We start from the raw sequence: 14020 nt of genomic DNA, 5'->3' as shown, positions 1-14020 counted from the left end.
CGGCAAAACAACCCTTAGGCCGTCATTCCTGTCATTCCTCCAGTCGCACACTCATCTCACGCAGATTTTGCGCACGATAATAATTATCCCCAGGCAAACAGTTGAACAGCGACATGACCGATCCTGAAGTAGCGCTTCTTGTGAACGTACCCGGATAAAACAGCACCAATGGGCGATCATCAATGCGCCCTTGCAACGCGTTAAGCAGTGTATGCGCACGAATATACGGGTAGACCTTGCCGATTCCCGTAATGAATACGATATTGGCTCCGCCCTCGCTCTTGGCCTGCTCGTAATGATCACGAATGGTATCAGGCAACTGAGCCGTATCCGCGCCCAACACGTTATCGAGCAGTCCTAAAAACTTATCCGTATGCGCATCCGACGAGACTTTTCTGTGGCGTTTTGCCTCCCTGTTAAGCACACGATCCAGAATGCCGCGATTACCAAGAATCTCCAGAACAACATCGAATAAATCCAGAGTGAGCACCTGCGGAGCATAATCGCCATCATATTTCGGCGTCATCGTCTGCAGCTGACTCACCAATTGCCTGATATGTTCGGCGACCTCAAGCTCCTGCCTAGGCGGATAGTCATAAATGTAATAAGGCTGCTCACCGGCCAATCCACTATTGGTCCGGAATGAACGGGACTCCATAATCTCGCGCAAATGAGCGAAATCAGCATCAATGTCACGGTGCTCATCGGCAGCTTCAACGCCTGCGATGAAATCGGTCATGCTATCCCCCATTCGTACTCACAAGGATGATTCACGCATCGGGAAAAACCCGAACGAATCTGGTCTCTTCATAAGGATATCCGCCAAAGAGGGACTGGGTAGGAAGGAAACCACCGTGTCGGAATTTTTATCGAACAGATGGGCCTCAACCATGGCCTTGAACAGATTGGACCGGAGTTTCTTCGCCGTTCCCTCGCTTATGGTTTCCAGCTCAGGATGCCATGTAGCTTTGTCCGCAATGAAGCGAGCATAATCCTCGAAATCAAGATGCAGGTTCCCTACAAGATAATGTTTTTTGAGCACTTCACCAGCAAATTCCCCAACGATTGCGTAATAACGGCATATCGCGATCCACATAAGTGCCTCGCGGTCGGATGTGGAGGAATCCGGGCCTGCCAAATATGCAAGCTCCCCAACCGTGAGCGCACTGAGCCGCCTAGCAGTTTCCGCCACAACGCGCCTGTTTGCGGAATCCGTGCGAATCGCAAGAACGTTTTCCTCGATGGCCTGTTGGCGAATCGCGGCAATGGACTTGCCCACCTCGGTTTGGGAAGAACACTCAGCGTCGCCGCCGCCTGCATGATTCAGATGATTCAGATGATTCAGATACATTTCCGCAAGCGCCCGGCCCTGCGAGGCAAGAAGTCCGCCGACAGTGAAGGAAAGCCGGTACCGCTCCCCCTGCGTCGCTTCCGCACCGTACGAGCCCGCCATGCATATTCCTCCCTTTGCTAAGACATCAACGTTAAGACACAAGAATATTTCAGAATATTCCTAGGTCTGGAATAATCACGACATCCAAGTCATGCCTGCAACCCCTCACCGCATCATTTTGAAACCTCTTCCGATATTCACTGTTCAGCATTCTGGCAACAAGTAATATAGGTAGTGCACAAACTTAGAACGAGCTGAAGTCGAAGGAGACACACCATGTTCAGTAAGGTCCGAAAAACAAGAAGTGATTGCACTGTTGATACCTATGAAAAGAAGCATGATCTTCCAACTGGCACCATTCGAAACACAGACGGAAGAAAGGCCCGCAAGGACAAAAAGCTTGCGACACTCCGCAAAGAAACCGGGAAGGATTTCCGCTGAAAATCTGCTTCTGGAGACGAGGCATCCCCCGAAAGACGTCCCAGGTAGAAGACACGCAATGATGTTTTCAGACAACATCTGATCCGCCTTTTCTGAACTACACTGTTCCTAGAAGAGTTTCCGTGTTGAAAGGGGTAACCGATGACGCGCAAAGGTGGGTTTCTGAAGGGGATCGTCACATCGGCGGCGACCTATGCTGTCAAAACGGCGGTCGATATCGCGGTCAACCCGGAGAACATGCAGAAGGTGGCGCAGCTTGTCAGCGAGCAACAGGTAGGCAGCAAACTCAAGCAGGCCGCCACGAACATGCATCTGCCTGCCGCCCTTAGCCCATCAGCAAGAGTCGCCAAGCAACTTGACACCATCGAGGAGACACTGGAGCAATATGCCGACCGATTTCCCGTAAACGCACCAGTCGAACGATGGAAAAGCACCCTGCAAAGCCTTCGTCTTATGGACACCATGAACAGATCCACAACCGGCAGCGAGCATAAGATCCGCTTGGAAAAGCTCCAGGCACAAACCGAGGCCCTGTTCAACGAGATCTTCCAGTCCCTTGACTCGGGCGATGCCCAGATCGAAGACTGACCACTTCCCCACCGCTTGCATACCTGTTCCCCGCCACTCCCAAGCGCATCAACGCACTTACCGGTCGTATACTGCTACCAGGTGGATTTGAAGGGAATAACCATGATCGACGACGATTCCAACGAACTCATCCCATTCGAAGGCGGAGACAGTGATGCCGATGCCAACACCGGGAACAACAATCCAGACGACACGCAAAGCGTCACCATCATCCAAGATGAACAAGGCATCGTCTTCCTCGGCGACGCCGGTACCATAGATCTCTGGCTCAAGGATGAGGGCTTCGATTCCAAAGCATTCACAGCCAAAGCCGTGCAGACCATCTCATCGGCCAGCAAAGGCGCACAGGCAGCCGGCAATGCCATGGCCGAAAGCGGGCGATGGGTAAAACTCACCAAGGAATCGGCTGAGCTGGTCGTCAAATACGGCAAGAACTGTAAGAAGGGACCGTTCCAAGCCGGTGTTGTACGGCAACCGAACGGGCGCATCATCAAACATCTGCAATTCACCCAGCCTGGGCAGCTCAACCCCGCTTTACTCACCGGCATCAGCGGCGTCATGGCACAGATGGCTCTGGAACAGGCCGTCTCCGAAATCACCGATTATCTGAAGGAAATCGATGCGAAGCTCGATGATCTGCTACGCGATCAGAAGGATCAGACCGTCAGCAAGCTCGCCGGGATATCCCACATGATTGACGAAACCATGCTCATCTACCAGCAGGTCGGGTCGATCAGCGAGACCACATGGTCCAAGATGTCAGGCTGCCCGCAAGACATCGCCACCATCCAAGCGTATGCGATCGCCAAAATCAAGGGCCTCACCGAGAAGGTGGAACGCGAGCAGGATCCCAAGCAGGTTCGCCCGCTGACCCAGCAGATTCGTCAGGAGATCCACCAGTGGTTGGGCATGCTCGCATCCGCAGTCAGGATGCAGGATCAGGTCTCCTGCATCGAGCTCGCGCGCGTATGCCAAGAGGAGCCTGAACAGCTCGAAGCATACAAGAAGGGCATCGTGCTTGCCAGGAACAAGCGTCTTGCGGAAATCGAGCAGTCACTCAACGCATTGGGCAGGCAACTGGAAACGAAGGCTGGAATCGTAGGTGGGAAGGTGCTGCTGAACCCATACAGTTCACCTCATGCCATTGCCAACATCGAAAGCATCACCAGCAATCTCAATGCATTCGCCAACACATTGCAACTTGAGCACATTCATCTGCATGTCGAAGACGGTCCCACCTGGATCGAAGCCGCGGGCAAGGCCGTAGACGACACCGGCAAGGCCTTGCAGAATGCCAGGCAGCAGACCGCACACGCCGTCCAAGACGTCGGCAATGCGATAGCGAATGGCGCTCAGAGCACCGGTGCCGCCGTTGCCAAGGGAATGCAGGACGCCGGAAACCAGGCCGCGCACATCGCGCAGGATGCGGGCGACGCCATCGCAAAAGGTGCTCAGGACGCAGGCGCCGGGATAGCCGACGGAGTGCAGCAGCTTGGCAAAGGAATAGCAGACGGATTGAAACAGCTCCCGGAGATCAAACTGCCCAAGTTCGGGTGGGGCAAGAAATAAACCAAGACCCGCGCTATGGTCTGAGGGGGTGCGTTCGGTTTAGGATATATGCTCCCGGCTCACTTTTTAACGTTCTGTATGCCCCCTCAGCCAGCAACCCGTATGCCCAAGCTTCCACGCGAAACATATCCCTGAGAATATCCTCAGACAACTTGTGATTAGCCTCAGATGAGAATAATCTACCCAAAGCTAGCGCGTTATAAGCAGAGCCCTCCTCTCAGATCCGCGGCACATCGAAAGGATTCCTCTTTGTGAGCTGTATCTGCGCCTGTTGTTCCACATATGGTTGTAGAACCGCCAACACCTCCGGTACTTCATGGGTTACGGCATAGTACAGGCGATCAAAATCAAGTCCGTCGTAATCATGGGCGATCCAGTCGCGCATGCCACTCACCCCACACCATGGAACGCCGGATTCCGATTCACGAAATTCTTTCGAGAGCTTCTTGACATGCTCCCCCGCTCTGGCAATCGCCATAGCCACGGCATTCTGCTTTTCGTCATTGTCTGCAAATTCTTCTGCGCTCAATGGCCCGAGGAATCGTTGCGCATCGGTAAGCGCACGAACTATCGCGACAATATGCAAGGCGTCTTTCTCCAGCGCGTTCATGGCATGCCCCTAAACAATACGGAACATCGGCTGGGACGTTATGGAATTGACGAACAGCACTCGCTGTATCTCGGCCAACCGATCCTGCAATTCAGTGGTGATGTATTGCTTTTTCACTAAATCGATCTGACGTCCGAAAGTAGACGCGAGATCGTCGCGCAAATCCCATTCATCGATCATCGAATCGGCCGTGTCATCAAACTGGTAGATGAAATCGATATCCGAATCCGCACGCCCCTCGCCGCGGGCCATGGAACCGAACAGGTACAGTTCATTGACATGATGCCGCAGCGCGATAGGACGAGCAATCTCCGCTATCTGCTGAGGCGTGGTGTCCCGCGAAATCGCGTCAAGCGCATCCTGATAACGCCGGGTAAAAGCCTGTGTCGGATTCCCCTTCACCGCACGAGACAGCACAGGAGCGGTCACGCCCATGGATTCCGCCACGCTTTTCTGTGAGAAACCTAATCGCTTGCGCTTTTCGTTAAGCTCATGTATTGTTCCCATACCGATATATTAGCCTACAAGCTAATTACCGTCTAGAGCGTCAAACAGGGACGAACTTTATCCGTAATAATCCTCATCGCAAGTTATTGGCAAAGACCGGGGCTTCTCGCTCACTTTCGAACCCATCTGATGAACATGCACCTGATTGGCGCCCCCAGATATTCGTTAAAGGATACGACAAAACATACGCGGTGTATCAGCTGTGGAAACATCAGTTTTTTGTTTTTCACGGAACTCCTCTGATTAACCTCCATCAGTACGCATGCCCCGCAATGCTTCATCCCCTCACAGCCCCACATGCGCCGCATGATCGCGGACCGTGCTCTCCTCATCCAAGCTGACAGGCAGGAAGCCACTCGAATCATCAATAAAGTCACAAATCAGCTGCCACTGGCGACGGCTGATACCGATACGCTCGTCCGGTCTCACCATAAGCACCGGTGCCGCAGGTTCCAGCGATTCAATCTGCATCTTCGCCGAGAAACAGCATTCCTCGTCATCAATCCAGACAATCGGCAACGGCTCCTGCTGTCGCCGTTCGAACCGGACACGTGACATAATCTCCGCGAGCTTGCCGGTCCATCTCCGCTCGTTAGTGACCGGGTCGTACCAGACAACAGTCCGTTCAATTCCCGGATCCCAACCAAGCATGGGGTCAAGCACCCTTGAACAATACGGTTGCCATGTGGTCAGCCAGTTCAATTCAACGCTGCCGGAAAGGGCCAGGTCATGCATCATGCCGGCAAGCTCGCGCGACCAGTGCACACGGAAGCGCCCATGCCCCGTACGCACCTGCTCATTGCCCGTCAGGGGAAACGCACGCTCGGAATCGTACAGTTCCTTACGTGGGTCACCTTCCTTCAGCCATTGCGTATGGCCGACCCCTCCCCGCCGAAGCACCTTATCATCGGGGAACGCGTTCAGCACACCGTCGAAATCCGTGTAAATCACCGCTCGAACCATCGCACCTCCCGGTAAGCCCCAATCTGCCTCGTCATGTAATTATTCACTACTATCTACCGGACAAATCAAGCCGGCCCATTTTCGCTAGCTGCTTTATTTGTGGCACTCGAACGCCGAAACCCGAAGTATGAGCGTTGGAATTCCAACGCTCATACTCGCCATAATCGCCAAACAATGCCACAAACAAGCCAACAAGTGTTTTGGGGAGGGCTATTCGCGTAATGTTGCGCTCTATCATTGATAAAGGCATCCAGCAATCGCATACCGTAAGGAATCACATGCGCTATTTCACTTCGGACACGCATTTCGGCCACCCTCTGGTCACCGCACTGCGCGGATTCCTGAACAATGGCAGGCTCCGCGCCGAATACCGTGATGTCTGGCAGGCGCAGGGACGTGCCGCCGCTCACGCGTGGATCAAACAATATGTGCGCGACAATCAGACGTCGTTCAAAGCGATCTGCGACATCGCACGCCATGAGAACACCATCATCGGCAACATCAACGAGCTCGTCGGGCGCGACGACGAGCTCTGGATTCTCGGCGACCTCTCCTACCGCTGCACCGTCGAACACACGCTCGACTGCCTGCGCCGCATCAACTGCCGTCATCTGCATCTAATCATCGGCAACCACGACCGCAACTTCCGTCTCCGGTCCAATGACGCGCTATACGAGAACGTGTTCGAGACCATCGACGACTACCGTGAAATCGACATGGAGCTTCCCGTCCTTGACGGCTCCGGCAAGATAACGGCGGCGACCGCGCATCAAAGCATCGCCATGAGCCACTTTCCCAGACTCTCGGCATTGGCCGAAGAACACGGCAACTGGCCGGAAAACTGGAACAAGTTCGCCGATGTGGCACTGACCACCGAAGGTTGGCTGCTCTATGGTCATACGCACCAGGACGTTCCCGACGGCACCGATCCACTCAGCGTGAATGTGGGGCTTGATGCGTGGGGTTTCAAGCCCGTCAGCGAACAGCAGATCCTTGAATGGTTTGTTGCATAGCCCATTTTCGTTACTTGGCTTGTTTGTGGCACTCGAATGCCGAAACCCGAAGTATGAGCGTTGGAATTCCAACGCTCATACTCGCCGTAATCGTCAAACAGTGCCACAAGCAAGCCAACAAGCGTTTTGGGGGAAGGCTATTTGCGAAGAACCAGAGCCGGTATGCCCGGTCAGTATCGGCCCCCAACCGCATCCCGGTAGAATAAGGCGACATGAAGGGAGCGAATATGGGTAAACGAGTGGCACTGGGGATCTGCATGGTGGCGGCACTGGCGAGCACAGCCTACGGCGTGCATGTGTGGACAGCGCACTCGGGCACGAGTTTTTGGATGATGTGGATTGTCATCGCGTGCGTATTCGTGGCTGCCGGCCTTGCAGTATGGTTCGGCTGGTGGAAGGCACTGCCGAAAGTGGTGCGCCGGGTATGCGCCGTGGTGCTTTGCACGGGTCTTATCTGTTTTGGTGCGGTCGAAGGTTGGGTAATCAGTGGCATGCGCGCCGCTGGTGAACCGGGATTGGATTATGTGATCGTACTTGGCGCGCAGGTGCATAAGACCCGTCCGAGCCTGGTGTTGCAGTATCGGCTTGATAAGGCCATCGACTATCTTGAGTCCAACCCGAACACCATATGCATTGTGTCCGGTGGCAAGGGCGCGAACGAGCCGTTCCCCGAGGCGCAGGGCATGGCCGAATACCTGGAACGGCATGGCATCGCTGCATCGCGCATCATCAGGGAGTCCAAGTCGAAAGACACCAGGCAGAATATCGCCAACAGCCGCAGGCTCATGACGAAGCGCAATGCGAGCATCGGCATCATCACCAGCGATTTCCATGTGGCGCGCGCCATGCAGATCGCACGCGACCAGGGGCTGGCAAACGCACAGGGCATCGCCTCCGGTTCGCCTGGCGACATGCTGGTGAACAATATGCTGCGCGAGTTCTTCGCCGAACTGAAATATCTGGTGAAACGCTAGGATTCGACGATCCTCGTTTCCGCCAGCTCTGTATCATCCACATGCCCCTCGTATAGGAAACAGTTCAGCGTTTCACCGGGCGCGAGGGAAAGCGTTTCAGCAGCCATGCGTTCCAGTCCCTTATGCTCATAAAACCCGTAGTCGCAGGTGGTGTCGGTGAAGAGGAAATATTCGCTGACACCGATCGCCTGGAACCAGTCGAGCATATGGGCGAACAGCCGACCGCCGACACCATGCCCTTTGGCTTCGGGCGAAACGAGGAACAACGCGATTTCAGCCTGGTAGGTTTTGCCCACGGTGCGTGTGAGCGTCCGATCGGCGTGCAGTATGCCCAGCTGTTCGCACAGCCCGTTTCTGCCTGCCCCACTTGCCAGCATGGGCAATGCCAAGCGTGCCTGCCTCAGGCGGTGCCGCAGCACTTGCGCACGCGTCACGTTCATGGGAATGGATCCGAGTATCACGCCAAGCACCCGCCCGTTTTGTTCGGCTACTGCGGCATGCGTGGCTCGCGCCAGGCAGTCGTGCGCGTCGATGGCGGCAAGACGCCATGCCACGCTGTGACGACGTGCACGATCAGCCGGCTCATGGCCGCCAGTATCCCCATCCGTCTGATCCGCATACCATGTTTGGCGAATCAGTTCCACCAATGCGGGGTAGTCGGCTCGTCTGAGCCGGCGAATATGAACCTCATCGGCCTGCATATCCTGCAGTCCTCACTTCATAAGCTCGTCGGTGTCCATCACGATGGTGACGGGCCCGTCGTTGGCGATATCCACGCGCATATGCGCACCAAAACGCCCTTCCTTCACGTCCAGACCTTCGGCACGCAGCGCGTCGTTGAACCGCAGCCACACCTGCTTGGCATGGTCGGGGGCGCCTGCCTTGACGAAGCTTGGACGATTGCCCTTGCGCACGTCGGCGAACAGCGTGAACTGCGAAATGGACAGAATCGAACCGCCGACACTGCCGATAGACAGGTTCATCTTGCCGTTCTCATCCTCGAACACGCGCAGGTTGGCGATCTTATGCACGAGCCACGCAATCTGCTCGTCGCCGTCCGTATCACTCACCCCAACAAGCAGTACATACCCCTGGCCTATGGTTTGCGGCTCGAATGTCAGATCCCGCTTCCCCGTCTCTTCATCAAGCACATCCACCGAACCGTGACTCACCCGCTGCAATACGATTCTCATTCGTTCTCCTTCGCCTAGCCGAACGCTTATATCCTACGCGCCGGGCCTCATACCATTTCGGCGCACCGCGAACCGCAAATCATGGTCGCAGTGCGCTGTGGCATGCCCCATGGTACCCGAACCGATATTGGCAATGGTCTGAATTTCCCGTGTCATTGCAACCTTGCAATCCATAAGATGACATCTTCGTTGACGCTTGCCATCATAGTCCGCAATGTTTGGCATGTTGCGAACGGTTGCGACACGAAACACACGTGGAATACGGCAAAGGGCTGGGACCTCGTATTAAGATCCCAGCCCTTGACGCTAGACAACCGTCAGACCAACAGGCCTACACGGTACACCGGCACAAGCCGTTAACGGCTCACTCGCCGTCCTTGGCGCTCAGCTCGTCGGCCACGGCTGCAGCGGCGGAAGCGGCCTCGACGGACTCCTCTTCCTCTTCTTCAGCGGCGTTGCCCAGGAAGTCGGACAGGTCGACGACTTCGCCGTCGGCGGTGAACTTCACTGCGCGCATACCGGCAAGCAGACCCTTGGAACGGGCGACTTCCTGCACGGCGGAGCCAAGCTGGCCGTTACGCATGATGGCCTGGATGAAGGCGTTCGGATCCATGCCGTACTGCTGGGCGATGGAAGCGAGGAAGTTGAACACGTCGGCCTGAGAGACCTGCACGTCCAGCTTCTCAGCCAGAGCATCGAGCACCATCTGGTCGCGCAGTTCCTTCTCGACGGCTTCCTCGGCCTCGGCCTTCTGCTCCTTGGTGGCCTTCTTCGGATCGGCGGTCACGTTCTTGAGCTGCTGCTCAATCATGTTGGCCTTCACACCCTTCGGCACCGGAATCTCCAGGCCCTCTTCGAGCTTGGCGATGAAGGCGTCGCGAGCCTCAGTGGCCTGGCGACCCTTGGCGTCCTGAGCGGCGGCCTTGCGGATGTCGGCCTTGAGCTCGTCCAGGGTGTCGAACTCGGAGGCTTCCTGAGCGAACTCGTCGTCGAGCTCCGGCAGCTCCTCAGCCTTGACGGAGTTGACCTTGACCTTGATCTGAGCCTTCTGGCCCTCGTGCTCGCCCGCTTCCAAGGTGCCTTCGAAGGTGGTCTCCTCGCCGGCGGACAGGCCGTCAAGAGCCTCATCCAGGCCGTCAAGCATGGTGTTGGAGCCGAGCTCGTAGCTCACGCCTTCCTGGGAGTCGACGGATTCGCCGTCGATCTCGGCGTTCAGGTCGATGTTGGCGAAGTCGCCCTTGGCGGCCGGGCGATCGACGCTCACCAGGGTGCCGAAGCGCTGACGCAGAGCCTCAAGGCGCTTGTCGACGTCCTCGTCCTTGATTTCCGGAGCGGCGATGGCGATCTCCATGCCTTCAGTCTCCGGCAGGTCGAACTCAGGGCGACGCTCGACGGTGGCGGTGAACTTCAGCTTCTTCTCATCCTTGGCGGATTCCGGGATGTCGACGACATCGAACTCCGGCTCGGCCATCGGGCGGATCTTCTTCTCTTCCAGGGCCTTGGAGTACAGCTCCGGAACGGCGCCGTTGACAGCCTCGCCAGCGACGGCACCAAAGCCGAAACGCTGCTCGACGAGCTTGCCGGGAACATGGCCCTTACGGAAACCGGGGATGTTCACTTCCTTGGCGATGTTCTTACGGGCTTCATCCAGATACGGGTCGAACTCTTCCTGGTCGACGGTAACGGTGAGCTTCACCTTGGTGGGTTCGAGGTTACGAACGCTGATCTTCACGCTAAACGCTCCTGCAAAGTCGTGTTTGTTCTTTTTTGCCGTTAGGCACAACTCTCATACTATAGCGTGGCTTAAGGACGCTGCGATAAGCCGCACCTGCCAGTCGCGCGCGCCCTGCCTGGTAAGGAACTCGGCAACGTCACGCCGTTCCGGATTATCCGTCCAGCATAGATTCTTGAGAATCTGCGGTTTGAGAAGCACGTCGGCGGGAGTTGACGTGTCTTCGGCGATCTGGTTCAAGGCGCGTCTGGCCTTTTTCAGGGTCTCCGCGCGTTTCGGGTGGCGCGTGGACCATACGCGCATCGATTTGGGCGCATTCGCTTCGGCACCGTCCTTGTCGGGCGATGACGGCATCACAGGCAGTTCGGATTCCGGCAAGGCGAGCGCCTCCTGAATCTCGTGTTTCCATACGGACGGCTTGATCGCACGTTGAATCGGCGCATACCGTTCGAACATCTTGTCCTGCTCGCTGCCGGTCTGAATACGTACACGCTCGTTCAACGAGCGAATGGCACGGAATTCCCGGGCGTTATGCGGCTTCTTCAACGCCGCCTCGATAATCGCCTGGTCGGATAGCAGCAGCGTCGGCGCGATGTCGTGCTGGCTGGCGAGCTCATCCCTCTTGGTCCAGAGCGCTCGTGCCACGGCAAGCGCCCTGCGGTCGCCTTTGAGCATGGTGATACGCGAGATCCGCAGCCAGGGCACGGGGTGTACATGGCGGGGTTTGCCCGATGTGCCTTCGGCGAGGATATGGCGGAACTCCTCCTCGGCCCATTCCTCCTTGCCGCTGGCCTTCAGATCGGCCCGCATCTTACGCTCCAATTCGATGAGCAGTTCCACATCCAATGCCGCATAGTTGCGCCAGTCACGCGGCAGCGGCCTGTACGACCAGTCGGCTGCAGAATGCTCTTTGGCGAGCGTGATGCCCAGATACCGTTCGGTGACGGCCGCCAGGCCGAAACGGCTCAGCCCGAGCATGCGCGCCGCCATTTCGGTGTCGAACAGGCGTTGCGGTGTCATGCCGATTTGCGCAAAGCCCGGAAGGTCCATCATGGCGTCGTGAATAATCCACGTCGCATCGCCCACCGCACGGTTGAACCTGCCCCAATCGGCTCCGGCGGCAGTCAACGCGATCGGGTCGAACAGGAAGATTCCCACCCCCTCGCGTTTGAACTGCACCAGCCAATCCTCATGCCCATAGCGGAATCCCGAAGCCCGTTCGGCGTCGGCCGCCAAGGACCCAGATGCCGCGGCAAGCTCATCGCATGCGTCGTTGAACCCTTCTACGGTGTCGATCACATCGGGCACTCCCCCGCGTGGTTCGGACTGCAACCGTGGCTCATGCATAATTTCGCTCAACGCGTGATTCTCCTTCACCGCGAACGGTGGATTTTAGAAATTCGGCCCATGTCTCCACACAGGCACCGGGGTCGAATCCGCATGCGGGTGGGATCGCCGGCGTGTAGGAGACACGTATCTCACAGCCTGCAAACGTATCAGCACCCTGCGAACCAAACGCCGTGTTCTGCGTGATGCTCACCGTGCCGCCGACGCTGTCCGGCACCACATCGCCCAGATACTCGCACATATCCTCCCAATACAGGGATGGTGCAAGACCGTCGTTTTCGCTGGATTCGAGGGGCAGCTGCGCAAAGCACACGCATCGCCACCTGCTGTTCCATTCCTCGTAGAACCTTCGGCCGTACAACAGCATGATCCAGCCATTTGCCTGCTGACGGTGACGATGGGAATACGCGTCGCTGGCCTCGATGCCAAGCGCGACGCCGATGCCGTAATCGGCCAGAGTGGAGGGAACGGGGATTTCTCGATAATGGACGCCGGGCACAGTGCGCATGGCGCGGACGGATTCCACAGCGCGCCAGACCTCATCCGGCACGCCTTGTGGGCGAGGCGGCAGATGCGCTTGCGAATCCTGAGCCCGCGGAGCGATCCCCTCAGGAAAAGAGAAAATCTCGGCCATGCTTCTAGGCTACGTGCCGGAACGCCGTTCGGCGCGGATTGACGCGCGGTCGCATTGTTTTTTGTCGTGACGCGACCGGCAAAAGGCGGTAGTTGCACGCCGTTCGCGCCAGCGCCTACCGCTATGCGGCTGGCGGCGCGAACGGCTCCCGGCGAACCGGGCAAAACGATTAGTATACGACGAAGCCGTGCGCCTTGAACTGGTCGGCCACACGCTTGCGCATGGCCTCGTTCGGCCCCTTCTGGTTCTCCAGCGGGTAGTCGATGCGCAGCTCATGCCATTTCGGCCGGCCAAGCTGATGGAACGGCAGCACGTCGATATGCTCCACCGCGTCTCCGAAGCTCTCGCAGATCCTTGCCACGTTCTCGACGTTCTCCTCGCTGGAGGTGAGCCCCGGAACCAGCACGAAACGCACCCAGATCTTCTTGCCGGCCTTGGCCAGACGCTGTCCGAAGTCGATGGTCGGCTGCAGTACGCCGCCTGTCACCTTGTGGTAGGTCTCCTCGTCACCGGATTTGACATCCAGCAGACACAGATCGATATCGTCAAGCATCTCGTCCGTGTAATTCGTGTTCAGAAAGCCGGAGGTATCGAGGCAGGTATGCACGCCCATCTGCTTGGCCGCATGGAATACGCGAGAGACGAATGCCGGCTGCATCATCGACTCGCCGCCGGAGAACGTGATGCCACCGCCGGTCGCCTTGAACAGGTCGGCGTAACGGTCGATCTTCTTGATCATCGCCTCCAAATACACCGGCTTGCCGTCACGCATCTTCCACGTGTCGGGATTCTGGCAGTATTGGCATCGCAGCGGGCAGCCGCTCATGAACACCGTCATGCGTGTGCCCGGACCGTCCACGGACGTGTTGATGTCCCATGAGTGCACGAAGCCGATGTCACCGGTCTTCAACGCATGCAGCCTGTCCCTTCTATCGAGGCCGATCGGCGATTCGAATCCGGAAAGGCCTCCCATCAGGGTTTGGGACGCATATTCCTTCGATTCGCGAAGCATATGACGTGTGGTACTGCGGAATTGCGAGGTTTCGGTCATCGTTG

General features: G+C 57.0%; 16 protein-coding genes. 5 read left to right on the top strand and 11 right to left on the bottom strand.

Annotated features, from left to right (window positions below; all coding sequences use genetic code 11):
* Nucleotides 1-31: 31 nt before the first annotated feature.
* On the bottom strand, nucleotides 32-739 hold the full coding sequence (locus BBAG_RS03460) for a DUF1788 domain-containing protein (protein WP_026646063.1): 708 nt from the start codon (nucleotides 737-739) through the stop codon (nucleotides 32-34).
* An 18-nt stretch (nucleotides 740-757) separates the two neighbouring features.
* Nucleotides 758-1453, bottom strand: coding sequence for a DUF1819 family protein (locus tag BBAG_RS03455; protein WP_003826149.1), 696 nt, complete (start codon nucleotides 1451-1453; stop codon nucleotides 758-760).
* Between the two features lie 216 nt (nucleotides 1454-1669).
* Between BBAG_RS03455 and BBAG_RS08560 the strand changes: the two genes are divergently transcribed.
* The 3 genes from BBAG_RS08560 to BBAG_RS03445 all read left to right on the top strand — a co-directional run bounded on the left by BBAG_RS08560 (nucleotide 1670) and on the right by BBAG_RS03445 (nucleotide 3991).
* Entirely contained in the window at nucleotides 1670-1834 is a 165-nt protein-coding gene (locus tag BBAG_RS08560) for a hypothetical protein (protein WP_003826148.1), read from the top strand.
* 141 nt (nucleotides 1835-1975) lie between these two features.
* Nucleotides 1976-2422, top strand: coding sequence for a hypothetical protein (locus BBAG_RS03450; RefSeq protein ID WP_003826145.1), 447 nt, complete (start codon nucleotides 1976-1978; stop codon nucleotides 2420-2422).
* 102 nt (nucleotides 2423-2524) lie between these two features.
* Nucleotides 2525-3991 carry a hypothetical protein gene (locus BBAG_RS03445; RefSeq protein WP_003826143.1) on the top strand — a complete coding sequence of 489 codons (1467 nt, stop codon included), beginning with the start codon at nucleotides 2525-2527 and terminating at the stop codon, nucleotides 3989-3991.
* Nucleotides 3992-4208: 217 nt separating this feature from the next.
* On the opposite strand, the gene BBAG_RS08275 is transcribed toward BBAG_RS03445, so the two are convergent.
* The 3 genes from BBAG_RS08275 to BBAG_RS03430 form a co-directional block, all read right to left on the bottom strand.
* Nucleotides 4209-4601, bottom strand: coding sequence for a HepT-like ribonuclease domain-containing protein (locus BBAG_RS08275; protein WP_003826140.1), 393 nt, complete (start codon nucleotides 4599-4601; stop codon nucleotides 4209-4211).
* Between the two features lie 9 nt (nucleotides 4602-4610).
* Nucleotides 4611-5036: a nucleotidyltransferase family protein gene (locus BBAG_RS03435; protein WP_052941861.1), complete on the bottom strand. Its 426-nt coding sequence runs from the start codon at nucleotides 5034-5036 to the stop codon at nucleotides 4611-4613.
* Between the two features lie 357 nt (nucleotides 5037-5393).
* Entirely contained in the window at nucleotides 5394-6071 is a 678-nt protein-coding gene (locus tag BBAG_RS03430; protein ID WP_003826135.1) for a hypothetical protein, read from the bottom strand.
* Between the two features lie 278 nt (nucleotides 6072-6349).
* Between BBAG_RS03430 and BBAG_RS03425 the strand changes: the two genes are divergently transcribed.
* Entirely contained in the window at nucleotides 6350-7084 is a 735-nt protein-coding gene (locus BBAG_RS03425) for a metallophosphoesterase (RefSeq protein WP_033508327.1), read from the top strand.
* A gap of 227 nt (nucleotides 7085-7311) precedes the next feature.
* Nucleotides 7312-8058: a YdcF family protein gene (locus BBAG_RS03420; protein ID WP_231855895.1), complete on the top strand. Its 747-nt coding sequence runs from the start codon at nucleotides 7312-7314 to the stop codon at nucleotides 8056-8058.
* On the opposite strand, the gene BBAG_RS03415 is transcribed toward BBAG_RS03420, so the two are convergent.
* The 6 genes from BBAG_RS03415 to pflA all read right to left on the bottom strand — a co-directional run bounded on the left by BBAG_RS03415 (nucleotide 8055) and on the right by pflA (nucleotide 14015).
* Nucleotides 8055-8759 (bottom strand): GNAT family N-acetyltransferase, encoded by a 705-nt coding sequence (locus tag BBAG_RS03415; protein WP_003826131.1) that lies wholly within the window; start codon nucleotides 8757-8759, stop codon nucleotides 8055-8057. The genes BBAG_RS03420 and BBAG_RS03415 overlap by 4 nt on opposite strands.
* Before the next feature lie 12 nt (nucleotides 8760-8771).
* On the bottom strand, nucleotides 8772-9251 hold the full coding sequence (gene dtd, locus BBAG_RS03410) for a D-aminoacyl-tRNA deacylase (RefSeq protein ID WP_003826129.1): 480 nt from the start codon (nucleotides 9249-9251) through the stop codon (nucleotides 8772-8774).
* A gap of 364 nt (nucleotides 9252-9615) precedes the next feature.
* Nucleotides 9616-10983, bottom strand: a complete 1368-nt coding sequence (gene tig / locus BBAG_RS03405) for a trigger factor (protein ID WP_033508191.1) — start codon at nucleotides 10981-10983, stop codon at nucleotides 9616-9618.
* 54 nt (nucleotides 10984-11037) lie between these two features.
* Nucleotides 11038-12342: an HRDC domain-containing protein gene (locus BBAG_RS03400; RefSeq protein ID WP_161786191.1), complete on the bottom strand. Its 1305-nt coding sequence runs from the start codon at nucleotides 12340-12342 to the stop codon at nucleotides 11038-11040.
* Nucleotides 12323-12964 (bottom strand): DUF3000 family protein, encoded by a 642-nt coding sequence (locus BBAG_RS03395; protein WP_003826121.1) that lies wholly within the window; start codon nucleotides 12962-12964, stop codon nucleotides 12323-12325. Before BBAG_RS03395 ends, BBAG_RS03400 begins: the two co-directional genes overlap by 20 nt.
* Nucleotides 12965-13133: 169 nt before the next feature.
* Nucleotides 13134-14015, bottom strand: a complete 882-nt coding sequence (gene pflA / locus BBAG_RS03390; RefSeq protein ID WP_033508193.1) for a pyruvate formate-lyase-activating protein — start codon at nucleotides 14013-14015, stop codon at nucleotides 13134-13136.
* Nucleotides 14016-14020 lie beyond the last annotated feature (5 nt).

This window comes from Bifidobacterium angulatum DSM 20098 = JCM 7096, assembly GCF_001025155.1.
Taxonomy (GTDB): domain Bacteria; phylum Actinomycetota; class Actinomycetes; order Actinomycetales; family Bifidobacteriaceae; genus Bifidobacterium; species Bifidobacterium angulatum.
The sequence above is the reverse complement of the archived record's forward strand: the minus strand, read 5'-3'. Positions and strand labels throughout refer to the sequence as shown.